This window comes from Oceanisphaera psychrotolerans (assembly GCF_001870485.1).
GTDB lineage: Bacteria > Pseudomonadota > Gammaproteobacteria > Enterobacterales > Aeromonadaceae > Oceanimonas > Oceanimonas psychrotolerans.
In genome coordinates this window covers 86,171-109,542 of the sequence record NZ_MDKE01000070.1, presented here as the reverse complement: position 1 = coordinate 109,542, position 23,372 = coordinate 86,171, and the positions used below count along the sequence as shown (strand labels likewise).

Genomic DNA, 23,372 nt, shown 5'->3' with positions numbered 1-23,372 from the left:
TATACCCCTTATAATTCCCGAATGTCGACAAAGTGTCCGAATACCGCGGCGGCGGCGGCCATGGCCGGGCTCACCAGATGAGTGCGACCACCCCGGCCCTGACGGCCTTCGAAGTTACGGTTGCTGGTGGCGGCGCAGCGTTCGCCCGGCGCGAGCCGGTCGTTGTTCATGGCCAGGCACATGGAGCAGCCCGGCAGGCGCCATTCGAAGCCGGCCTCGATGAAAATCTTGTCCAGACCTTCGGCTTCGGCCTGGGCCTTCACCTGTTGTGAACCGGGAACCACCAAGGCCTGAACGCCGGTGGCCACCTTGCGGCCCTGGGCGATGGCGGCGGCGGCACGCAAGTCTTCGATACGGCTGTTGGTGCAGGAGCCGATGAATACCTTGTCGATGGCGACGTCGGTGAGCTTGCCACCGGCGGGAATATCCATGTATTGCAGCGCCTTGACCGCCGACTGACGCTCGGTGGGATCGGCAATGTCTGCCGGTACCGGAATGATGCCGTTCACCGGCATGACCTGACCCGGGTTGGTACCCCAGGTCACCTGCGGGGCGATATCGGCGCCTTCCAGCTCGACCACGGCGTCAAATTCGGCTCCGTCATCGGACTTCAGCGTCTGCCAGTAGGCAACGGCCTGCTCCCATTCGTCACCTTCGGGTGCGAAGGGCTTGCCCTGGAGGTAGTCGAAGGTGATCTGATCGGGAGCCACCAGGCCGGCCTTGGCGCCGAGCTCGATGGCCATGTTGCAGATGGTCATCCGCGCTTCCATCGACAGCGACTCGATGACGCTGCCACAGAACTCCACCACATAACCGGTGCCGCCGGCGTGGCCGACCTTGCCGATGATGGCCAGTACCACGTCTTTGGCGCTGATGCCCGGCTTGAGCTTGCCGTTGACCTGAATCTTCATGGTTTTGGCGCGCCCCTGTTTCAGGGTCTGGGTGGCCATGACGTGCTCCACCTCGGAGGTGCCGATACCGAAAGCCAGGGCACCGAAGGCGCCGTGGGTGGCGGTATGGGAGTCGCCGCAGACGATGGTGGTGCCGGGCAGGGTCAGGCCCAGTTCGGGGCCGATGACGTGCACGATGCCCTGATATTTGTGGTGCAGATCATACAGCGGCACACCGAATTCTTCGCAGTTGCTGGCCAGCGTTTCCATCTGGATACGGGCCATTTCACCGGAGGCGGCGATGTCGTTGGTTTCGGTGGACACGTTGTGGTCCATGGTAGCCCAGGTTCTGTCCGGGCGACGCAGCTTGCGACCCTTTTCGCGCAGGCCGTCGAAGGCTGGGGCGAGGTCACTTCATGCACCAGATGGCGGTCGATATAGAGCAACGGCGTTTCGCCGGCCTGGTCGCGCACCAGGTGGGCATCAAATACTTTCTGATAGAGGGTCTTGGCCATTAGTTTGCTCTCCTGATACGGCTGGCGATCTGTTCACCCATCTGGGCGGTGGTCTGCACCGGGTGGGCGGCATCATTGCTGTAGAGGTCGCCACTGAAGTAACCGGCGGCCAGGGTTTCGCTCACGGCGCGTTCGATGGCCTGGGCGGCTTCTTCCTGCTTGAAGCTGTAGCGCAGCATCAGGGCGGCCGACAGGATTTGGGCGATGGGGTTGGCAATGCCCTGACCGGCGATATCCGGGGCGGAGCCACCGGCCGGTTCGTACAGGCCAAAGCCCTTGTCGTTCAGGCTGACGGAAGGCAGCAGACCCATGGAGCCGGTGATCATCGCCATTTCGTCGGAGATGATGTCGCCGAACAGGTTGGAGCACAGCATCACGTCGAACTGGGACGGATCCTTGATCAACTGCATGGTGGCGTTGTCGATATATATGTGGTTCAGGGTCACGTCCGGGTAGTCTTTGGCGACCTCGATGACGACTTCACGCCACAGGATGGAGGCCTGCAGCACGTTGGCCTTGTCGACCGAGGTGACGATACCGCGACGACCGCGGGCCGCCTCGAAGGCCAACCGGGCGATACGTTCGATCTCGAAGCGGTGATAGACCTCGGTGTCGAACGCCTTTTCGTTGGCGCCGGTGCCTTCGCGGCCCTTGGGCTGACCGAAGTAGATGCCGCCGGTCAGTTCACGCATGCAGACGATATCGAAGCCGCGGGCGCTGATGTCGGCGCGCAGCGGCGAGAAACCTTCCAGTCCCTGATAGATGCGGGCCGGCCGCATGTTGCAGAACAGCTTGAAATGACCGCGCAGGGGCAGCAGAGCGCCGCGCTCCGGCTGTTCGTTGGGGGGCAGGTTTTCCCACTTGGGACCGCCCACCGAGCCGAACAGCACCGCATCGGCGGCTTCACAGCCGGCCAGGGTCGTCGCCGGCAGGGGAGTGCCGTGGTTGTCGATGGCGATGCCACCCACATCAAAGTGATTCAGTTCCAGGCTGAAGCCGAACTCCGTCTGTACCTTGTCCAGCACCTTGAGGGCTTCTGCCATCACCTCGGGGCCGATGCCGTCACCGGACAACACGGCAACCTTGTAGCTTGCACTCATACTCACACTGTCTCCATACGAATTTTATTCTGAATTTCTTCTTTCTTTTCGGCGACCTGCTCGGCTCGCCAGATGCTGTTGATAACATGCACCAGCGCCTGGGCGGAGGATTCGACGATGTCGGTGGCCAGTCCCATGCCGTGGAACTTGCGTCCTTTATATTCGGCAACGATATCCACCTGGCCGAGGGCATCTTTGCCTTCGCCCTTGCTCTGTAGCTCGTACTTGTCGATGCGGATGTCGTAGCCGGTGACGCGATTGATGCACTGGTAAACTGCATCGACCGGGCCGTTGCCCACGGCGGCCTCGTTGACAACTTCGCCGCCCACTTCCATGCGTACGCTGGCGGTGGACATGACGTTGCTGCCGGACTGCACGCTCAGATACTTGAGCTTGAACTGCTCGGGTTCTTCGTGGATCTGGCTGAAGAACACCAGCGCCTCGAGGTCATAGTCGAACACCTGACCCTTGCGATCCGCCAGTGCCAGGAAGCTGGTATAGAGGGTATCGAGATCATAGTCCTGCTCGCCATAGCCCATCTCGGCCATACGATGCTTGATCACGTGGCGGCCGGAGCGGGAAGTCAGGTTGAGCTGGTTTTTCGGTAGGCCGATGCTTTCCGGGGTGATGATCTCGTAGGTGTTCTTGTTCTTCAGCATGCCGTCCTGGTGGATACCGGAGGAATGGGCGAAGGCATTGGCACCGACGATGGCCTTGTTGGGCTGGACCGGCATGTTGCACAGATTACGGACCAGCTGGCTGGTGCGATAGATTTCCTGATGCTTGATATTGGTGTGCACCCCGAGCAGTTCGCCCCGGGTCTTCATGACCATGGCCACTTCTTCGAGTGAACAGTTACCGGCCCGTTCGCCGATGCCGTTGATGGTACATTCGATCTGACGCGCGCCTTGCTGCACCGCCGCGATGGAGTTGGCTACCGACATACCCAGGTCATCGTGACAATGGACGGAAATAACCGCCTGGTCGATGTTGGGCACGCGGTTGAACAACGCCTGGATGATAGCGCTGAATTCGCTGGGGACGGTGTAACCCACGGTATCGGGGATGTTGACGGTAGTGGCACCGGCCTTGATCACCGCTTCGACCATGCGGCACAGGTTGTCGATGGGGGTACGGCCCGCATCTTCACAGGAAAACTCAACATCATCGGTGTAACCACGGGCATGCTTGACCGCGCCAACACTCATTTCCAGCACAGAATCGAAGTCTTTGCGCAGTTTGCTCTGTACGTGAATGTCGGAAGTGGAAATAAAGGTATGAATACGGAATTGATCCGCGACGCGGAGCGCTTCACCGGCGGCATCGATATCCGCCTTGAGGGCGCGTGACAGGGCACAGACTCGGCTGTTCTTGATGTGGCGTGCTATGGTCTGTACCGATTCGAAATCGCCGGGAGACGAGATGGGAAAGCCCACCTCCATGACATCGACCCCGAGGCGTTCCAGTGCCAGGGCGATCTGCAGCTTTTCTTTGACCGTCAGGCTGGCGGAAAGCGCCTGCTCACCGTCTCTCAAGGTAGTATCAAAAATAATGACTTGGTTCGACATGTCGCTTTCCCTCTATTGAATCCGTGCCTTCCGCAACAGATATAAAAAACCCGTGCGGATGGCACGGGTTTTTTATTTGAGAATATGTGGATGATGAATTCCAGCTACGCCCGACCCGTGCGCTTGAGCACATCTGAGGTTAGTAGTAGTAGCTGAATGGTTTTTTGCATATCACTCATCACCGAGGAAGAATTCCGTTAACAAGGCTATACCAATAACGGGAATCGCTGTTGATGTCAATATTTTAGATCCTTAACCCCTGGAATATTGATTGGTGGGGATGATGGCTTATTCCGGATTTAGTGGTGCTTTATGCTGTAATTTTAATTTTATTATTATTTTTATGTCTGCATGTGGCGACATATGCAGATGGATGGGCTGGGTTGGCCCGGCGGGGTTTTTATTGAATAAAAGCGCTTAATAGGGATGTCATCTCTCTGTATTAAAATCCGGGTTGTTGGTGGGTGCGACTATGGCTCGGGCGAGAGCATGAACGACGTTGCGCCCGGCATTTTCCTTGGGTGAACAAGATAACATCACTTTTTGGCCGTGGAATGCTCAATAGCGGCATGCCGATTGAGCAGGCCGAGGTGGTCCGGCGATCATGATCAAATTGGCCCCGTTTTCCTGACGGTGACCATGCTATAAAAAAGCGGGAGTTCTGCCAGCATAGGTCGGACGGCGCTTTTTACAAAGCTCGTGGACAAGCGATTTAAAGCAGGTTAAGGTGATTTTTGATCCTTTTTCTGCTTATTTGTATCCTGACTGGCAGAAGTGTTTGTTTTATAAAGATAAAAACTGCTTACTTTGTCATGTTGCGGCCGTCCGGCCGGGTTGCCCTGACGGCGAAAGATGGCAAGGTGAACGGAGCAGAGCCTGGAGGGCTTATCATGGAGATGTTATCAGGCGCGGAAATGGTAGTGCGGGCGCTGGAAGATCAGGGAATCGAACATATATTCGGTTATCCCGGCGGTTCAGTGCTTGATATCTATGACGCCTTATTTGAAAACAGTAAAATTGAACACGTGCTGGTACGCCATGAGCAGGCGGCGGTGCACATGGCCGACGGTTATACCCGTTCAACCGGTAAAGTCGGCACCGTGCTGGTCACCTCGGGGCCGGGAGCAACCAACTGTATCACCGGTATCGCTACCGCCTATATGGACTCCATTCCCATGGTGATCCTGTCCGGTCAGGTACCCACCTTCTATATCGGTGACGATGCCTTCCAGGAAACCGATATGATCGGTATTTCCCGGCCTATCGTGAAGCACAGCTTCCTGTGCAAAAAAGCTTCGGATATCCCGCTGGCGATCAAGAAAGCCTATTATATTGCCGCCACCGGACGCCCCGGCCCCGTGGTGGTGGATCTGCCGAAAGATGTGCAGAATCCGAAAGAAAAGCATCCCTATGTCTACCCCAGCTCGGTGGAGATGCGTTCCTACAATCCGACCGGGGTGGGCCATAAAGGCCAGATCAAGAAGGCCATGAAAGCCCTGGCCGAAGCCAAGCGTCCGGTGATGTACGTCGGTGGTGGTGCCGTGACGGCCGAAGCCAGCGCCCTGGTGATTCAACTGGCGGAGATGTTCAATCTGCCGGTCACCAATACCCTGATGGGGCTGGGCAGTATGCCCGGTACTCACAAGCAGTTTGTCGGCATGCTTGGCATGCATGGTACCTATGAAGCCAACAAGACCATGCACAATTCGGATCTGATCCTGGCTATCGGCGCCCGTTTCGACGACCGGGTGACCAACAACGTCGAAAAGTTCTGCCCCCATGCCACCATAGTGCATGTGGATGTGGATCCCACTTCCATCTCCAAGAACATCAAGACTCATATTCCCATCGTCGCTCCGCCGATACGGTGCTGGCGCAAATGCTGGAAGCCATTCGCGAACTGGGTCTGAAAACGGACGCGCAGGCAATGGAAGACTGGTGGGCCCAGATTGAACAGTGGCGTGCCCGTCAGTGTCTGCGTTACGAAACCAGTGAGCAGTACATCAAGCCGCAGCAGGTCATCGAATCGGTCTACCGCATCACCAAGGGCGAAGCCATGGTCAGCTCCGATGTGGGTCAGCACCAGATGTTTGCCGCCCTCTACTACCCGTTCGACAAACCGCGCCAGTGGATCAACTCCGGTGGTCTCGGCACCATGGGCTTCGGCCTGCCGGCGGCCATGGGCGCCCAGCTGGCCCGCCCCGATGCGGTATCGGTCTGCGTGACCGGTGATGGTTCCATTCAGATGAATATCCAGGAGCTGTCCACCTGTATGCAGTACAACATACCGGTGAAGATCATCTCCATGAACAACCAGGCTCTCGGCATGGTGAAGCAGTGGCAGAAGATGTTCTACGAAGGACGCCAGAGTCACTCCTACATGGACTCGCTGCCCGATTTCGTCAAGCTGGCCGAGGCCTATGGCCATGTGGGCATTCGGGTGTCCGATCCCAAAGAGCTGGATGCGGCGCTGGAGAAATGTTTCTCCCTGACCGACAAGCTGGTGTTTATGGATATTCAGATCGATCCGGAAGAGCATGTCTATCCCATGCAGATTAAAACCGGAGCCATGGATGAAATGTGGTTAAGCAAAACGGAGAGAACCTGATGCGGCGTATTATATCCCTGTTGCTGGAAAATGAATCCGGGGCGCTGAGCCGGGTCGTGGGTCTGTTTTCCCAGCGGGCTTACAACATCGAAACCCTGACGGTGGCACCCACCGAAGATCCCACCCTGTCACGGATGACCATCGTCACCACCGGCGATGAGCGGGTGATAGAGCAGATCACCAAGCAGCTGAACAAGCTGGTGGATGTGCTCAAGGTGAGCGACCTGAGTGATGGCGATCATATCGAGCGGGAAATCGTGCTGGTCAAGGTGCGCGCCGACGGCGCCAACCGCGATGAAGTCAAGCGCACCGCCGATATCTTCCGTGGCCAGATCGTCGATGTGACCCCCCATCTGTATACGGTGCAACTGGTCGGTACCAGCGACAAGCTGGACGCCTTTATCCGCAACATGAGCGAAACCACCGAGGTGGTGGAAGTGGTGCGCAGCGGCGTCTGCGGCGTGTCGCGCGGCGAGAAATCCCTGCGCGCCTGAGTGACTGGCGCCCGATGTTGAAAAACCGCCTGCGGGCGGTTTTTTATTGTCTGCAAAGGTCGTGGCCAGCCAGGAGCGCACTATGCTTGGGGCAAGGAGGTGACGATGCGTTACTGGTGGTTAGGGTGTTTGTGCTGGTTGTGGTTGTCGTCGGCCCAGGCAGACAGCATGCGTTGCAATAACCGGTTGATCACCGATGGTGATCCCGTGGCCCTGTTGTTGCTCTACTGTGGTGAGCCTCTGGTACGGGAGACGGCCTGGCGGCACTATCGCAACCATTATGGTCGCTGGTATCAGGAGCCGGACGGGGAGCGCTGGACCTATCATTTTGGCCGCTACCAGTTCATGCAGATTGTCACCATCAGAAGGGGGGAAATTGTCAGCATCGAAAATGGTCCCCGGGGCTGACCGGACCGGTCAACTGGATATCCTCCCTGTTGGGAGCTGGCTCTCAGCTGACTTCAAAAATAGTTGACATCTTTCATCATCAGTTGAGAATCAGAACCAGATATTTGGGTGGGAGCCAGAAATGCCAGCGGAAAGTGGGACAGCCCGTTCCCTTAAAAACAGCGCAACCAAGAGCAGCTCCAGTCAGCAGGAGCGGCAGCTGCTGGACCTTTACGGCAGTCTGGTCGAGGGGCTGGCCGAGATGTTCGGCAAGCACTGTGAGGTAGTATTGCATTCGCTGGAAGACCCTGACCACTCGGTACTCAAGATTGTCAATGGTGGCCTCAGTGGCCGCCAGGTCGGTGCGCCGATGAGCGAACAGACCCAGCAGTTGTTGCACGAGCTGGAGCGGCAAGGGGTGGCGCAGACCCGTTTTACCCAGAGCCGGATCGGCACCCCGGTGAAGTCCTCGACCCAGCTATTGCGTAACCTGCAGGGTGAGACCATCGGCCTGCTGTGTATCAACCTGCATCTGGGGGCCCCGTTCCACGAGTTGATGGCCGACTTTATGCCCAAGGTGGCGGAGCGCGCCGAGGTCTCGCCGGAAAACTTCAACAATAATGTCGAAGAGCTGGTGACCCTGACGGTGGAACGCACCATAGAAGCGATCAATGCCGATGCCCAGGTAGCCAACAACGCCAAGAACAAGCAGATCGTCACCATCCTGTTTGAAAAAGGCATTTTCGACATCAAGGACGCTATCGCCATGGTGTCGGAAAAGCTCAATATTTCCAAACACACGGTGTATCTTTATATTCGACAAAAAAAAACGCGATGACGAAGAGCCATCGCATAATCAGGAGAACCCATGACTAAAACTATCATCGCCACCGACAATGCCCCGGCCGCCATTGGCCCTTATGTTCAGGCTACCCGCATCGGCAACATGGTTTACACCTCTGGCCAGATCCCGCTGGATGCGGTGAGCATGGATATCGTCGAAGGCGGTATCGAAGCCCAGACCAAACAGGTAATGGACAATCTGATGGCGGTACTGGCTGAAGCCGGTGCCGATGCCTCCAGTGTGCTCAAGACCACCTGCTTCCTGTCCGACATGAACAACTTCCTCGCCTTCAACGAAGTCTATGCCAGCTACTTTACCCTGGGTGCGCCGGCGCGTTCCTGCGTGGAAGTGGCTCGTCTGCCCAAAGACGTGCTGGTAGAAGTAGAAGCGGTTGCCTACGTCGAGTAAGTCTTGTCCGGGGCAACCATCGGTTGCCCCATTCGGTTCGGATCCCGCCATGAAACCAGCCTCCCTGCAGTTTGCACTATTGGTCACCGGCCCCTGCTACGGCACCCAGTCGGCGGCGGATGCCTATCGCTTTGCTCGTGCCGTGCTGCAGCAAGGCCATGTGGTCAGCCAGATTTTCTTCTATCAGGAAGGGGTGCATAACGCCAGTCAGCTGGTACAGCCGGCCGGTGATGAGCACCATCTGCAGCTGGCCTGGACTGAGCTTGCCCGGGAGCACGATCTGACGCTGGATGTTTGTGTCGCGGCAGCGCTGCGCCGGGGGGTGAGTGATCAGAACAATTCCACTCAGGCCGGACTGGCACAGTGGAACCTGGCACCGCCTTTCCGCCTCAGTGGGCTGGGTTCGCTGGCGCAGGCGGCACTGAGTGCCGACAGGGTGGTGCAATTCTGATGATTTATGTTTATGAATAAGGTCGCCTTTATTTTTCGTACGCCGCCCCATGGTTCGGCCTCTGGCCGGGAAGGGCTGGATGCGGTGCTGGCCACCTCGGCCCTGAGTGAAGACATCGGGGTGTTTTTTATCGACGACGGTGTCTATCAACTGCTGTCCGGGCAGGATCCGGCTCGGGTGCTGGGGCGTGACTATGCACCGACCTTCGGTCTGCTCGCGCTGTACGATGTGGAGAACGTCTATCTCTGTGCCGAGGCACTGGCCGAGCGGGGCCTGTCGGTGGAAAGGCTGACGATAGAGGCGACGGTGCTGCCATGGCATGAGCTGCAACAGCGGTTGGCCGATTACAATGTACGGCTGAGTTTCTGAGGTCATCATGTTGCATACGGTAAAAGATTCCCCCTTCGGTCATCGAGCGCTGGAACAGGCGCTGCATCATCTGCAGCCGCAGGACCGGCTGGTGTTATGGCAGGATGCGGTGATCGCCGCTACCGTGCCCGCCTGGCAGGCGCGGTTGCAAACACTGGCCGACAGTGACCGGCTGTACGTGATGCAGGAAGACCTGCAAGCCCGGGGGCTGCACCCCGGGGTGGGTGAGTCCATTGCCATGGAACGGCTGGTCGAACTGGTGGCAGAGCTGGGCAGTCCCCAGGCCTGGTGAGGCCATCGGCATAAATCATCCGCCAGAAATTGTATAAATCTTGACTCGCCAGCACGGCAAGCATAGAATTTTGCGTCCCCGCTTTTGGGGATAGATTTTTCACAACTGTAGAACGATACTTTTCAGGAGCTGTTAATGGCAACAATTAACCAGCTGGTTCGCAAGCCTCGCCAACAAGCCGTTGCTAAAAGCAACGTGCCGGCGCTGGAAGCTTGCCCGCAAAAACGCGGTGTATGTACCCGCGTATACACCACCACCCCGAAGAAGCCGAACTCTGCACTGCGTAAAGTGTGCCGTGTTCGTCTGACCAACGGCTTTGAGGTTAACTCCTACATCGGTGGTGAAGGCCACAACCTGCAGGAGCACTCCGTAGTGCTGATCCGCGGTGGTCGTGTTAAAGATTTGCCCGGTGTGCGTTATCACACCGTACGTGGCGCACTGGACACCTCAGGTGTTTCCGCTCGTCGCCAGGCCCGTTCCAAGTACGGTGCCAAGAAGCCCAAGTCTTAATGGTTCTCCGTTAAGTAAGGCCAAACATTTTATTTTTTAACCTGTTGTGTTTTGGGTTATCCCTGAAGTTACGGAGAGTTTGCAATGCCAAGACGTCGCGTAATCGGCCAGCGTAAAATCCTGCCGGATCCCAAGTTCGGATCCGAGCTGCTGGCAAAATTCGTAAACATCGTAATGGTAGATGGTAAGAAATCTACTTCTGAAAAGATCGTTTACGGTGCTCTGGAAATCGTTGCTGAAAAAACCAGCAAAGAGCATCTGGCGCTGTTCGAAGAAGCGCTGGACAACATTCGTCCTACTGTTGAAGTTAAATCGCGCCGTGTAGGTGGTTCTACCTACCAGGTGCCGGTTGAAGTACGCCCCGTGCGTCGTAATGCCCTGGCCATGCGCTGGTTGGTAGACTCCGCACGTAAGCGTGGTGAAAAATCTATGGCTCAGCGTCTGGCTGGCGAGCTGCTGGATGCCGCTGAAAACAAAGGTTCTGCGGTCAAGAAGCGTGAAGACGTGCACCGCATGGCTGAAGCTAACAAAGCGTTCGCACACTATCGCTGGTAATCGGATGGGCGCGGCCAAGGCCGTGCCCCTTTGATTGCTGACTAAGGACACTTGACCTTAGCAAGAGGATTTCATTGTGGCTCGTATAACTCCCATTGAACGCTACCGCAATATCGGCATCAGTGCGCACATTGATGCCGGTAAAACCACGACCACCGAGCGTGTGCTGTTTTACACCGGTGTGAGTCATAAAATCGGTGAAGTCCATGATGGTGCCGCCACCATGGACTGGATGGAGCAGGAGCAGGAGCGTGGTATTACCATCACCTCTGCTGCGACCACCTGTTTCTGGGATGGTATGGCACATCAGTACCCCCAGCACCGGATCAACATCATCGACACCCCCGGACACGTTGACTTCACTATCGAAGTTGAACGTTCCATGCGGGTGCTCGACGGTGCTGTCATGGTTTATTGCGCGGTGGGTGGCGTTCAGCCCCAGTCTGAAACCGTTTGGCGTCAGGCTAACAAGTACAAGGTTCCGCGTATTGCGTTCGTCAACAAGATGGACCGTACCGGCGCCAACTTCTTACGCGTGGTTGAACAGATCAAGTCTCGTCTGAAAGGCGTGGCAGTACCTGTTCAGCTGCCGATCGGCTCTGAAGAAAGCTTCAAAGGCGTTATTGACCTCATCAAGATGAAGGCCATTAACTGGAGTGAAGAAGACAACGGTACCACCTTTGTCTACGAAGACATTCCTGCCGAGATGCAAGAGCTGGCCGAAGTGTGGCATCAGAATCTGGTTGAGGCAGCTGCCGAAGCCAATGAAGAACTGATGGACAAGTACCTGGAAGGCGGCGAGCTGTCAGAAACCGAAGTCAAGGCTGCCCTGCGTCAGCGTGTGTTGAACAGCGAAGTAATTCTGGTTACCTGTGGTTCTGCGTTTAAGAACAAAGGCGTACAGGCCATGCTGGACGTGGTGGTTGACTACCTGCCTTCACCGGTAGAAGTTGCCGCCATTACCGGCGTTAAAGATGACGGCGAAACGCCGGATACCCGTGTTGCCGACGATGCGGCTCCTTTCTCCGCCCTGGCGTTCAAGATTGCGACCGACCCCTTCGTAGGTAACCTGACCTTCTTCCGCGTGTACTCCGGTGTGGTTAACTCCGGTGACACCGTGCTGAACTCTGTCAAGGGCAAGCGCGAGCGTTTTGGTCGTATCGTACAGATGCATGCCAACAAGCGTGAAGAGATCAAGTCCGTCTGTGCCGGTGATATCGCCGCCGCTATCGGTCTGAAAGACGTGACTACCGGTGACACCCTGTGTGCCCCGGACGCGCCGATCATTCTGGAGCGGATGGAGTTTCCCGAGCCGGTTATCTCGGTGGCCGTGGAACCCAGGACCAAAGCCGACCAGGAAAAAATGGGTCTGGCTCTGGGTCGTCTGGCGCAGGAAGATCCGTCTTTCCGCGTCTGGACCGACGAAGAATCCGGTCAGACCATTATCGCCGGTATGGGCGAGCTGCACCTGGACATCATCGTTGACCGTATGAAACGCGAGTTCAAGGTAGAAGCGAACGTGGGTAAACCCATGGTTGCCTACCGCGAAAGCATCCGTGGCTCTGTGGAGCAGGAAGGCAAGTTCGTACGTCAGTCAGGTGGTCGTGGTCAGTTTGGTCACGTCTGGATCAAGATTGAACCGCAGGAACCCGGTGCTGGCTACAAGTTCGAGAATGCCGTTGTCGGTGGCGTTATTCCCAAGGAATTCTGCCCGGCCGTAGACAAAGGTATTCAGGAACAGATGAAGCAAGGTGTTCTTGCGGGCTATCCGATCGAAGACATCAAGGTCACTTTGTACGATGGCTCCTATCACGATGTTGACTCTTCTGAAATGGCCTTTAAAATCGCCGGTTCCATGGCGTTTAAAGCGGGCTTCATGAAGTGTAACCCCGTGCTGCTTGAACCGATGATGAAGGTTGAAGTGGAAACGCCGGAAGAGTACATGGGTGATGTGATCGGTGACGTGAATCGTCGTCGTGGTATCATCGAAGGCATGGAAGACGGTCCTACCGGCAAAGTTATTAATGCCATGGTACCGCTGTCTGAAATGTTCGGCTACGCTACAGACCTGCGTTCACAGTCGCAAGGTCGTGCTTCTTACTCCATGGAGTTTGCCAAGTACGCCGAAGTACCTAGCAGCATGGCAGAATCGCTTATTGCTGCTCGTAAAGGTTAACTAATCTTTGTTTAAACTCCCCACCCGTACAGCGAGTGGGATCAAACTAGGAAGGACTAGTCCGTGTCTAAAGAAAAATTTGAACGTAACAAACCGCACGTAAACGTTGGTACTATCGGCCACGTTGACCACGGTAAAACCACTCTGACCGCTGCCATCACCAACGTGCTGGCCAAGCAGTGGGGCGGCTCCGCTCGCGCGTTCGACCAGATCGATAACGCTCCGGAAGAAAAAGCTCGTGGTATCACCATCGCTGCTTCTCACGTTGAGTACGACACCGAAGCACGTCACTACGCTCACGTTGACTGCCCTGGCCACGCCGATTACGTTAAAAACATGATCACCGGTGCTGCTCAGATGGATGGCGCTATCCTGGTTGTTGCTGCGACCGATGGTCCTATGCCGCAAACTCGTGAGCACATCCTGCTGGCCCGCCAGGTAGGCGTACCTTACATCGTTGTGTTCATGAACAAGTGTGACATGGTTGACGATGAAGAGCTGCTCGAACTGGTAGAAATGGAAGTTCGTGAACTGCTGTCCGAGTACGACTTCCCGGGCGACGACATTCCGGTTATCCAGGGCTCTGCTCTGAAAGGCCTGGAAGGCGATGCCGAGTGGGAACCCAAGATCTTGGAACTGGCTGCTGCTCTGGATTCTTACATCCCCGAGCCTGAGCGTGCCGTTGACGGTGCCTTCCTGCTGCCGATCGAAGACGTGTTCTCCATCCAGGGCCGTGGTACCGTTGTTACCGGTCGTGTTGAGCGCGGTATCGTTAAAGTTGGTGAAGAAGTGGAAATCGTTGGTATCAAGGATACCGTCAAGACCACTTGTACCGGCGTTGAAATGTTCCGCAAACTGCTGGACGAAGGTCGTGCCGGTGAGAACGTAGGTGTTCTGCTGCGTGGTACCAAGCGTGAAGACGTTGAGCGTGGTCAGGTTCTGGCCAAGCCGGGCTCCATCAAGCCGCACACCGACTTCGAATCCGAAGTATACGTGCTGTCCAAAGAAGAAGGCGGTCGTCACACTCCGTTCTTCAAAGGCTATCGTCCTCAGTTCTACTTCCGCACCACTGACGTGACCGGTACCATCGAACTGCCGGAAGGCGTTGAAATGGTTATGCCTGGCGACAACATCAAAATGGTTGTCAGCCTGATCGCTCCTATCGCGATGGAAGACGGTCTGCGTTTCGCCATCCGTGAAGGTGGCCGTACCGTAGGTGCCGGCGTTGTAGCCAAGATCGTTAAGTAATAACGTTTCTTGATTGCACAAAAAAGGAGGCTTCGGCCTCCTTTTTTCGTTTACCGCTTGCAAACAGAAAAGCATTGGCCTTATCTAATGTTTTTCTGTTTGCGGTAGTGGATCCCGCCATTGTGGTTTCAAGCAGCCCTGAGTAATCAAGCGAGGTGTTAGCTATATGGATATCAGACAAGTCACTCCCTCTTTCGCCGTGGCCGGGCAAATCACCGCCGCCGATTTACCCCAGTTAAAAGCGGCGGGTTATCACACGCTGATTTGTAACCGACCCGATGGTGAGACCGATGGGCAGCCGGCGGCGGAAACTATCGCGGCCGAGGCGCGAGCACAAGGGTTTGACTGGTACTGGATCCCCATTACTTCCGGTCAGTTTACCGAAGAGGCGGTGGCGGCCTTTGCCCGGGTGCTGGCGGAGCCTCGTCAGCCGGTGCTGGCCTTCTGTCGTACCGGAACCCGTTCCATCACCTTGTGGGCCCTGGCGCAGGCTGGCAAGCAACCGGCGGCGGAGTTGTTGCAGCTGGCGACTGCAGCCGGCTACGACCTGTCTGCACTGGCGCCGCGACTGGGCGCAACCGCGGGGTAGAGCTGCCTCGGATCTTCTTTTCCTGGGCGGGAAGGGCGCTGTCAGCGGCTCTGTGGCCATCGCCTGATGCTGTCGGGCTGTGGCGGCGGATACCGGGGCGTTAATACGGGCAAGGAGCGATCCCCGGATCTGTGATTGAAGCCGTTTTTTTCGACAAATAACCACTTGCATTGATAACCGCTATCATTTAGATTCATTATCTCTAAGCGGAGGGTTTGTCTATGTATGTGTGTTTGTGCAAGGGTATTACCGAACGTCAGCTAAAAGCCGCGGTTGCAGAAGGCAACACCGAATTCAGAGATCTGAAGCAGGAACTCGGCGTCGGGGCTCAGTGTGGTAAGTGCATTCCGGTTGCCCTGGCCATACTGGCAGAAGAAAATGCCAAGGCACAGCTCTACTACGAGGTGGCTTGAAAACGCCACTTAGTACCTGCTCACCCGCCGCGACAAGCCCCGATAAGGGGCTTTTTTGCGTTTAGGGCTGCTTATTCGCCGCAGTTTTGGCTAGTATGGATCTGACTTTTCAGCAAGGACATGGATATTGATGAAAGAAACGCAAAGGATATTGCCGGCCCATAAAAATGTGGCGCTGGTGGCCCATGATCACAAGAAAGAGCAATTACTGGAGTGGGTCGGCCGTCGGGCCGAAGCGCTGAAACTGCATCACCTGTACGCCACCGGCACCACTGGCAGCATGCTCAGTCAGCAGGTGGGGCTGCCGGTGCGCTGTCTGATGTCCGGGCCCATGGGGGGGGACCAGCAACTCGGCGCCCTGATCGCCGAAGGCAAAATCGATGTGCTGATCTTCTTCTGGGATCCGCTTAATGCGGTACCTCATGATCCGGATGTGAAGGCGTTACTGCGCCTTGCGACGGTGTGGAATATACCGGTAGCGACCAATATAGCCACCGCCGACATGCTGATGGACAGCACCCAGATGAGCCGGGATTTCAGTATTCAGATCCCCGATTACGCCGGTTATTTGCAGGAGAGAACCGGGCAATAAGCCCGACGCCTGATCGGGCCGTCAGCTGCGGTCCAGTTGTTTGTAGGCGTATCTGGGCCTGTTGTTCAATATCTGGTTTTTCTGCTCTTCGGTCATATTGGCAGGATTCAGGCCCAGTACCTTGAAGGTGAGCAGCGGACGGGCCGCGATGGTGATCGTCAGGGGTTTGATGGCACTGAGCCCCGCATCGCCGGGCTCACCAAAGGCGTAGGTCAGAATGCCCTGTTCCAGCAGATTTTTGACGGCGGGCTCGGTCACCGGCAATTTTATGACACTTTTACGCTGTATGACGAACTCTCTCAATACCGCCTTTTCACTGGCGTCGAGGTAGTCCAGTAACTCTTTCAGCAATCGTTGCTGCATCAGGCGCTGTTTGCGATAAAACACATGCTGAAACAGCATGATAGCGGCATGAGACAAAAAATAGGACGCGGCCGCAATCATCCCCAGTACAAACAGCAGTCGATAATCACCCAGCCAGAGACCAACGGTGCCGGAAAACAGGCTGGCTGGCAGCAGGGTGATCAGGGTGCAGCTCAGCAGCAGCCAGCACATAAACCAGTTAAGCGGTGAAATCTGTCTTACATCCAGCATGCCTTTCTCCACATCTCCAGACGCCTGTCTGTCATGGCAGCAACCAAAGCAAAACCCATGCCATGCTCACGCCATAAAAAGGGAACAACGTGGCAAGCCAGGGCGGATACCCTGACGGCGAATAAGCGGGCAATAAATTACCTTTATAATCATTGTGCACAAAAAATATTAACATTGTGTCTGTTTTGTGTTTTATTGGTACTCAATTAATCTCTATTATTACAGCCGACAGGGAGTCCAGGTAATGAGTACAGTTACACTTGAACAGGCACTGACGATCACGCGTGGTGCTTTTCAGCATGCGCTGGAGGTTGCTGCCGCGCCGCTCACCGTCGTTGTGCTGGATAACGCGGGTCGCCTGGTGTCGCTGCAACGTCAAGACGGCTCCAGTTTGTTGAGACCGGATATCGCTATCGGTAAAGCCTGGGGTGCCATCGCCCTGGGCCGCAGCTCTCGTGGTCTTGCCGAAATGACGGCGGCTCGTCCCGCCTTTATGGCGGCTGTGAACGTCCTGGCTCAGGGGAATATTCTGCCGGTACCGGGTGGGGTACTGATCCGTGACGCGCAACAGCACATTCTGGGTTCGGTAGGGGTCACCGGTGATCTTTCGGACGTCGATGAAGCCTGCGCCGTGGCGGGTATCTCTCTGGCCGAACTGGCTGCCGATTGCAGCTAACACGACGGCTGATATCCTGGGTAAAGGAGTTATTTTGGTCGAGGGGTAACCTTGGTTACTCATTTTTCGGCGCCCGCGGATGTGGGCGCTTTTTTTTACTCTTTTCTACTGGATTCCGGTATGGTTAACAAAAATAGCTTCTCATTTTATGGCCTGGAGCCTGAAAATCAGTATGTCCCGGATCAGAGTTAAGAACGAAGAAATCATCATCCGTGCCGCGAGCCGGGTGTTTGCCGAAAACGGTTATGCCGCCACCAAGACCGCGGCCATCGCGGAACTGGCCGAACTGCCGAAACCCAATATCTACTACTACTTCGGCAGCAAGGAAAAACTTTATCGTGCCGTGCTCGAAAGCGTGACCGAGCCCCTGCTGGCCGCCTCGGCGCCCTTTATCGAATATCGGGATCCGGTGATGGCGCTGACTGCCTACATCAAGTCCAAGCTGATGATTTCGAAAGACTACCCCTATGCTTCCAAGGTCTTTGCCAGCGAAATCATGCACGGTGCCCCTCACTTGCCGGAAGATATCATTGCGCGACTGAGCGAGCAGACGCGTACCCTGAGCGCCAAGCTGACCGACTGGATGGGGCAGGGGCTGATGGCGCCGGTTGATGCTCATCATCTGCTGTTTGCCATCTGGGCATCGACCCAGACCTATGCGGACTTCAACTGGCAGATCACCATGGCGTTGGGCAAGGAGGAGCTGGACGATGACGATTTCGAACGGGCGGCCCAGGTGATCACCCGGCTGGTGATAGCCGGATGCGGGGTGCAATCTTTGCCGGCCTCCTGACGAGGCCCTGCCTTCCCCGTTCGATGACGTCGGTACCCGCCGGCTGACGTCATCGGGCTGCTCCCGCCGCCGACTGTCATTCCCGCCCTTATCCGGCAGTGCTCCCGCTACACTTTATATCAAGGCCAATAGTGCGTCGTTAATCTCCGTATCCATCGTTGATGAATCATCAGCCATGGCCACCGGTTAACGGCCAGACCCGGCATCGGTGTTACCCGATAGTAAAATATTTGTTGACTACCCGGTCAAGTTTAACTTTAATTACACGTAAAGATACTATCATTCCGGTGGTGGGCAATGTGTGCGGTGTACTCGCTGAAGGAGGCAAGCCTTGATTAAGTTTCTGCTTAACCAGGAGTTGCGGGAGGAACAAGACCTCTCGCCAAATATGACGGTGCTCAATTACCTGCGTACTCGCGTGGGCAAGACCGGGACCAAAGAAGGCTGTGCATCCGGCGACTGCGGCGCCTGCACCGTGGTGCTGGGTGAGCGGGAAGGCGAGCATATTCGTTATCAAACGGTAAACTCCTGTTTGACCTTCGTTTCGGCGCTGCACGGCAAGCAGCTGATCACTGTGGAAGATCTCAAGTCGACAGACGGCAGTCTGCATCCGGTGCAGCAGGCGATGGTGGACTTTCACGGTTCACAATGCGGCTTCTGCACCCCCGGCTTCATCATGTCCATGTTTGCCCTGAGCAAAAACAAACCGGCGGCCGACAAGCACGACATTCTCGAAGCCCTGGCCGGTAACCTGTGCCGCTGCACCGGTTATCGTCCCATCGTCGATGCCGCCAGAGCCATCGCCGAGCAGCCGCAGCTGGCTGACGAGTTCTCCCGTTACGAGGCCGAGGTACTGGCACGGCTCGATCAGATCCAGACCGACACCCTGGTTACCCTGAACGGAAACGGCAAGGTGTGCTTCTCTCCCACCAGCAGCGATGAGCTGGCGACGCTACTGATGCAGCACCCGGACGCTCGGCTGCTGGCCGGGGGGACCGATCTGGCGCTGGAAGTGACCCAGCTTCACCGCGAGCTGCCGAAGATGATTTATGTGGGCAATGTGGCCGACATGAAACGACTGGAAGAAGGCGACCGGCAGCTGGTGATCGGCGCCGCCCGCAGCCTGAGTGACAGCTATGACGCCCTGAGCCGCGTCTTTCCCGACCTCGGTGAACTGCTGCACCGTTTTGCTTCCCTGCAGATCCGCAACCAGGGCACCCTGGGGGGCAACATCGGTAACGCCTCGCCCATCGGTGATGCACCGCCGGTGCTGATGGCCCTCGATGCCCGGCTGATACTGCGCAAGGGCGACCGGCGTCGTGAACTGCCGATAGAGGCCTACTTTCTGAGCTACAAGGTGACCGCGCTGGAAGCGGGCGAGTTCATCGAGCAGGTGATAGTGCCCAAGCCGGTGGCCAACCAGCACTTCAGGGTCTACAAGCTGTCTAAACGACTGGATGACGATATTTCCGCGGTGTGCGGCGCCTTCAACCTGACCATTGAAGGCGGCACCGTGACCGATGTGCGCATCGGCTTCGGCGGCATGGCGGCGGTGCCCAAACGCGCCGCCGCCTGCGAACAGGCGCTGCTCGGCCAGCCCTGGAATCATGCCACCGTCAAGGCGGCGATGCAGGCGCTGAACGGTGATTTCGAGCCGTTGTCCGATTTTCGGGCCAGCAAGGAATACCGCAGTAAAACCGCCACCAACCTGCTCTACAAGTTTTTCATCGAGCAGCAGAGTCTGAAACTGGAAACCAGGGTGACGTCTTATGTCTAACAAGCAACGTAACACACTCACCATCGACGAGATGATGGAGCGGGTCAAACAGAGCCTGCAGACCGGCGTGGGCAAGAAGGTGCCGCACGACAGCGCCGCCATGCAGGTGGCCGGCGAAGCCCAGTACATCGATGATCGGCTCGAATTCCCCAATCAGCTGCATCTGTATGCCCGGCTGTCGGAGCGGGCCCATGCCCGCATCACCAAACTCGATGTTGCTCCCTGCTACCAGTTTGATGGCGTGACCATCGCCATTACCGCCGAAGATGTGCCGGGCGAGCTGGATATCGGCCCGGTGCTGGCCGGCGATCCGCTGCTGGCGGATGGCAAGGTCGAGTATGTCGGTCAGCCGATACTGGCGGTGGCGGCGAAAGATCTGGAAACCGCGCGCAGGGCGGCGATGGCGGCCATCGTCGAATACGAAGATCTGCCGGCGGTGCTGTCGGTGGAGGAGGCGCTGGAAAAAGAGCTGTTCGTGACCGAGAGTCACAAGCAGCAGCGTGGCGATTCCGCCGCCGGGCTCCGCAATGCGAAGCATGTGATCGAAGGCAGTCTGCATATCGGCGGTCAGGAACACTTCTATCTGGAAACCCAGGTCAGCTCGGTGGTGCCTACCGAAGACGGCGGCATGATGGTGTTCACCTCCAGCCAGAACCCGACCGAGGTACAGAAACTGGTGGCCAGCGTGCTGGACGTGCCGATGCACAAAGTCGTGATCGACATGCGCCGCATGGGCGGCGGTTTCGGCGGCAAGGAAACCCAGGCCGCCGGCCCCGCCTGCATGGCGGCGGTGGTGGCACGCCTTACCGGTCGTCCCACCAAGATGCGGCTGCCGCGGGTCGAAGACATGATGATGACAGGCAAGCGTCATCCCTTCTTCAACCAGTACAAGATCGGTTTCGACGATAACGGCCGCATCGAGGCGGCGGAGATTACCGTTGCCGGTAACTGCGGTTATTCGCCGGATCTGTCGCCCTCGATTGTCGACCGCGCCATGTTCCACTCGGACAACGCCTACTATCTGGGCGAGGCCACCGTGATCGGCCATCGCTGCAAGACCAACACCGCCTCCAACACCGCCTATCGTGGTTTCGGTGGTCCCCAGGGCATGATGACCATCGAGCACGTGATGGACGAGATTGCCTCGGTTCTTGGCAAGGATCCGCTGGAGATCCGCAAGATCAACTTCTACGGCAAGGACGATCGCAACGTCACCCACTATCACCAGCCGGTGGAGCACAACATCATTCACGAGCTGGTGGCGGAGCTGGAACAATCTTCCGACTATGCCGACCGTCGTGCGGCGATCAAGGCCTTCAACGCCCGGAGCCCGATCCTGAAAAAGGGCATCGCCATTACCCCGGTGAAGTTCGGTATTTCCTTCACCGCTACCTTCCTCAACCAGGCCGGCGCTTTGGTGCACATTTATACCGACGGCAGCATCCATCTCAACCACGGCGGCACCGAGATGGGACAGGGGCTGAACATCAAGGTGGCCCAGATCGTGGCGGAAGAGTTTCAGGTGGATATTGATCGTATCCAGATCACCGCCACCAACACCGACAAGGTGCCCAACACCTCGCCTACGGCGGCCTCCAGCGGCACCGACCTGAACGGCAAGGCGGCGCAGAATGCGGCGCAGATCATCAAGCAGCGGCTGATCGACTGGGCGGCGGGGCACTTTCAGGTCAGCCCGGAAGAAGTGGTGTTCAAGAACAACTTCGTGCGGATCCGCAATCAGATCCTGTCGTTCCAGGAGTTCGTGCAGCAGGCGTACTTCAACCAGATTTCCCTGTCGAGCACCGGTTTCTACCGTACGCCGAAGATCTATTACGATCACGCCACCGGATCCGGTCGTCCCTTCTACTACTTCGCCTACGGTGCCGCCTGTTCCGAGGTGGTGGTGGATACCCTGACCGGCGAATACAAGATACTGCGCGCCGACATCCTGCACGACGTGGGTGACTCGCTGAACCCGGCCATCGACATCGGCCAGGTCGAGGGCGCCTTCATTCAGGGGGCCGGCTGGCTGACCACCGAAGAGCTGGTATGGAACGACAAGGGCAGGCTGATGACCAACGGCCCGGCGGGTTACAAGATCCCGGCGGTGGCCGATACGCCCCTCGACTTCCGGGTCAAACTGCTGGAAAACCGCAAGAACCCGGAAGACACCGTATTCCATTCCAAGGCCGTGGGCGAGCCGCCCTTCATGCTCGGCATCTCGGTATGGTGTGCGCTGAAAGATGCGGTGGCCAGCGTGTCGGATTACAAGAAATATCCGCATATCGATGCCCCGGCCACCCCCGAGCGGGTGTTGTGGGCGGTGGAGCAGATGCAGGCGCTGGTGGAGCAGAACGAAGCCGTGACCGAGGATGTGCTGGCTAAGTAACGTCGGGCATAGTCTGGTCAGGTTGCATAAGTCGGACAAAGGGCCCGCTCCGTCGACTCGCTGTGGGAGTTGCCGCTCACTGTTTCAGCCTGCTGCGAACATTCACAGGATGTTCGGTCAGGCTGTAACAGTTCGTCACGGCGAGGCAAGCTCACCCCATGTACGCTCTCTGTTTCATCCCTGAAACAGAAGGTCGGAGGAGTAGACCCTTAATCCGACGTTTCTCCTGAGATAAAGCCTGCGTTTGCTGTTGGTGGTAGAGGCGGTAGTAGAGGTGAAGTTATGTTCAAGGACAACTGGATTCAGGTGCTGGCCGAGCTGGAACGCAAGGGCGAACCCTGCGTGCTGGTGACGGTGGTCGAGCACAAGGGCTCTACGCCTCGCGACAGCGGTACCAAGATGCTGGTGACCGAACAGGGCTGCTACGCCACCATCGGCGGTGGTCACCTGGAATACAAGGCGTTGCAGCTGGCGCGAAACATGCTGCTGCAGGGCGAGCCTCAGATGAAGGTGGAACGCTTCAATCTCGGTGCCAGTCTGGGGCAGTGTTGTGGCGGCATGGCTACCATCATGCTGGAGCCGGTGGTGCGGGCGCGCCATCATCTGGTGCTGTTCGGTGCCGGTCATGTGGCCAAGGCATTGGTGCACATACTGGCCACGCTGCCGTTTCGCATAACCTGGATAGACGAGCGGGAGGCGGAGTTTCCCGCCGAGCTGCCCGCCGGTGTGACCAACATCGTGAGTGAGGATCCGGTGGCCGAGATTAACGGCCAGCCCGCCGGCAGCTTCTATCTGGTGATGACCCACAATCATCAGCTCGATTTGGAACTGTGTGCCCGCATTCTCAAGCGGGGCGATGCCCGTTATTTCGGCGTCATCGGCTCGCGCACCAAGCGCAAGCGGTTCGATTACAAGCTGAAAGAGCGGGGCTTTGATGAGGCGGCGCTGGCCCGAATGATCTGCCCCATTGGCTTGCCCGAGGTGAGCGGCAAGCATCCGTCAGAAATTGCGGTATCGGTGGCCGGCGAGTTGATTGCCGCCTACCAGCAGCCGGTGACGGTGCCCGGTATCGCGGCGAAACCCGAGGCGGACGACGCTGTACCGTCTTCGTCCTCATCATACCCAGTTTAAAGG

At 57.1% G+C, this 23,372-nt stretch carries 22 protein-coding genes and 2 pseudogenes; 20 read left to right on the top strand and 4 right to left on the bottom strand.

From position 1 onward, the window contains the following. Positions 1 to 8 precede the first annotated feature (8 nt). From leuC to leuA, 3 genes and pseudogenes are all read right to left on the bottom strand, one after another. A pseudogene (gene leuC, locus BFR47_RS17320) lies at positions 9 to 1,405 on the bottom strand (3-isopropylmalate dehydratase large subunit). After that, a complete protein-coding gene (leuB, locus tag BFR47_RS17315; protein ID WP_071474218.1) occupies positions 1,405 to 2,505 on the bottom strand; it encodes a 3-isopropylmalate dehydrogenase in 1,101 nt (366 codons plus the stop codon). Before leuB ends, leuC begins: the two are co-directional and overlap by 1 nt. A 2-nt stretch (positions 2,506 to 2,507) precedes the next feature. Continuing rightward, positions 2,508 to 4,073 (bottom strand): 2-isopropylmalate synthase, encoded by a 1,566-nt coding sequence (leuA, locus tag BFR47_RS17310; RefSeq protein WP_071474217.1) that lies wholly within the window; start codon positions 4,071 to 4,073, stop codon positions 2,508 to 2,510. An 890-nt stretch (positions 4,074 to 4,963) separates the two neighbouring features. On the opposite strand from leuA, the pseudogene BFR47_RS17305 reads away from it, so the two are divergent. From BFR47_RS17305 to BFR47_RS17235, 15 genes and pseudogenes are all read left to right on the top strand, one after another. Then, positions 4,964 to 6,681 (top strand): annotated as a pseudogene (locus BFR47_RS17305) (acetolactate synthase 3 large subunit). Next, on the top strand, positions 6,681 to 7,175 hold the full coding sequence (gene ilvN, locus BFR47_RS17300; protein WP_071474216.1) for an acetolactate synthase small subunit: 495 nt from the start codon (positions 6,681 to 6,683) through the stop codon (positions 7,173 to 7,175). The pseudogene BFR47_RS17305 and the gene ilvN overlap by 1 nt, the downstream one beginning before the upstream one ends. A gap of 105 nt (positions 7,176 to 7,280) precedes the next feature. Continuing rightward, entirely contained in the window at positions 7,281 to 7,583 is a 303-nt protein-coding gene (locus tag BFR47_RS17295) for a DUF2845 domain-containing protein (RefSeq protein WP_071474215.1), read from the top strand. Between the two features lie 121 nt (positions 7,584 to 7,704). Further along, on the top strand, positions 7,705 to 8,400 hold the full coding sequence (locus tag BFR47_RS17290) for a helix-turn-helix transcriptional regulator (protein WP_071474214.1): 696 nt from the start codon (positions 7,705 to 7,707) through the stop codon (positions 8,398 to 8,400). Positions 8,401 to 8,430: 30 nt separating this feature from the next. Continuing rightward, positions 8,431 to 8,814, top strand: a complete 384-nt coding sequence (locus BFR47_RS17285) for a RidA family protein (RefSeq protein WP_071474213.1) — start codon at positions 8,431 to 8,433, stop codon at positions 8,812 to 8,814. Positions 8,815 to 8,863: 49 nt separating this feature from the next. Next, entirely contained in the window at positions 8,864 to 9,265 is a 402-nt protein-coding gene (gene tusD, locus BFR47_RS17280; RefSeq protein ID WP_071474212.1) for a sulfurtransferase complex subunit TusD, read from the top strand. A gap of 12 nt (positions 9,266 to 9,277) precedes the next feature. Next, on the top strand, positions 9,278 to 9,634 hold the full coding sequence (gene tusC, locus BFR47_RS17275) for a sulfurtransferase complex subunit TusC (RefSeq protein ID WP_071474229.1): 357 nt from the start codon (positions 9,278 to 9,280) through the stop codon (positions 9,632 to 9,634). 7 nt (positions 9,635 to 9,641) lie between these two features. After that, positions 9,642 to 9,926, top strand: a complete 285-nt coding sequence (gene tusB, locus BFR47_RS17270) for a sulfurtransferase complex subunit TusB (RefSeq protein WP_071474211.1) — start codon at positions 9,642 to 9,644, stop codon at positions 9,924 to 9,926. A gap of 135 nt (positions 9,927 to 10,061) precedes the next feature. Further along, complete coding sequence (rpsL, locus tag BFR47_RS17265; protein WP_071474210.1) at positions 10,062 to 10,436, top strand: 30S ribosomal protein S12; 375 nt, start codon at positions 10,062 to 10,064, stop codon at positions 10,434 to 10,436. A gap of 84 nt (positions 10,437 to 10,520) precedes the next feature. Next, positions 10,521 to 10,991 (top strand): 30S ribosomal protein S7, encoded by a 471-nt coding sequence (rpsG, locus tag BFR47_RS17260; RefSeq protein ID WP_071474209.1) that lies wholly within the window; start codon positions 10,521 to 10,523, stop codon positions 10,989 to 10,991. A gap of 76 nt (positions 10,992 to 11,067) precedes the next feature. Then, positions 11,068 to 13,167, top strand: coding sequence for an elongation factor G (gene fusA, locus BFR47_RS17255; RefSeq protein ID WP_071474208.1), 2,100 nt, complete (start codon positions 11,068 to 11,070; stop codon positions 13,165 to 13,167). Positions 13,168 to 13,230: 63 nt separating this feature from the next. Continuing rightward, the gene (tuf, locus tag BFR47_RS17250) at positions 13,231 to 14,415 is read left to right on the top strand and encodes an elongation factor Tu (RefSeq protein WP_071474207.1); all 1,185 of its coding nucleotides are present in this window, start codon (positions 13,231 to 13,233) and stop codon (positions 14,413 to 14,415) included. Positions 14,416 to 14,581: 166 nt separating this feature from the next. Beyond that, entirely contained in the window at positions 14,582 to 15,004 is a 423-nt protein-coding gene (locus tag BFR47_RS17245; protein WP_071474206.1) for a protein tyrosine phosphatase family protein, read from the top strand. A gap of 221 nt (positions 15,005 to 15,225) precedes the next feature. Further along, positions 15,226 to 15,417 carry a bacterioferritin-associated ferredoxin gene (locus BFR47_RS17240; protein ID WP_071474205.1) on the top strand — a complete coding sequence of 64 codons (192 nt, stop codon included), beginning with the start codon at positions 15,226 to 15,228 and terminating at the stop codon, positions 15,415 to 15,417. 130 nt (positions 15,418 to 15,547) lie between these two features. Then, positions 15,548 to 16,009 (top strand): methylglyoxal synthase, encoded by a 462-nt coding sequence (locus BFR47_RS17235; RefSeq protein WP_071474204.1) that lies wholly within the window; start codon positions 15,548 to 15,550, stop codon positions 16,007 to 16,009. A 21-nt stretch (positions 16,010 to 16,030) separates the two neighbouring features. Here the strand turns inward: BFR47_RS17235 and BFR47_RS17230 are convergent, their stop codons facing one another. Continuing rightward, complete coding sequence (locus BFR47_RS17230) at positions 16,031 to 16,603, bottom strand: superinfection exclusion B family protein (protein ID WP_071474203.1); 573 nt, start codon at positions 16,601 to 16,603, stop codon at positions 16,031 to 16,033. A gap of 244 nt (positions 16,604 to 16,847) precedes the next feature. On the opposite strand from BFR47_RS17230, the gene BFR47_RS17225 reads away from it, so the two are divergent. The 5 genes from BFR47_RS17225 to xdhC all read left to right on the top strand — a co-directional run bounded on the left by BFR47_RS17225 (position 16,848) and on the right by xdhC (position 23,369). Continuing rightward, positions 16,848 to 17,279, top strand: coding sequence for a GlcG/HbpS family heme-binding protein (locus BFR47_RS17225; RefSeq protein ID WP_071474202.1), 432 nt, complete (start codon positions 16,848 to 16,850; stop codon positions 17,277 to 17,279). Positions 17,280 to 17,451: 172 nt separating this feature from the next. Beyond that, positions 17,452 to 18,072, top strand: a complete 621-nt coding sequence (locus tag BFR47_RS17220; protein ID WP_071474228.1) for a TetR/AcrR family transcriptional regulator — start codon at positions 17,452 to 17,454, stop codon at positions 18,070 to 18,072. A 331-nt stretch (positions 18,073 to 18,403) separates the two neighbouring features. Then, the gene (xdhA, locus tag BFR47_RS17215) at positions 18,404 to 19,849 is read left to right on the top strand and encodes a xanthine dehydrogenase small subunit (RefSeq protein WP_071474201.1); all 1,446 of its coding nucleotides are present in this window, start codon (positions 18,404 to 18,406) and stop codon (positions 19,847 to 19,849) included. Next, the gene (xdhB, locus tag BFR47_RS17210; protein ID WP_071474200.1) at positions 19,842 to 22,238 is read left to right on the top strand and encodes a xanthine dehydrogenase molybdopterin binding subunit; all 2,397 of its coding nucleotides are present in this window, start codon (positions 19,842 to 19,844) and stop codon (positions 22,236 to 22,238) included. Before xdhA ends, xdhB begins: the two co-directional genes overlap by 8 nt. 282 nt (positions 22,239 to 22,520) lie before the next feature. Continuing rightward, on the top strand, positions 22,521 to 23,369 hold the full coding sequence (xdhC, locus tag BFR47_RS17205; RefSeq protein ID WP_071474199.1) for a xanthine dehydrogenase accessory protein XdhC: 849 nt from the start codon (positions 22,521 to 22,523) through the stop codon (positions 23,367 to 23,369). The last annotated feature ends 3 nt before the right edge of the window (positions 23,370 to 23,372 follow it).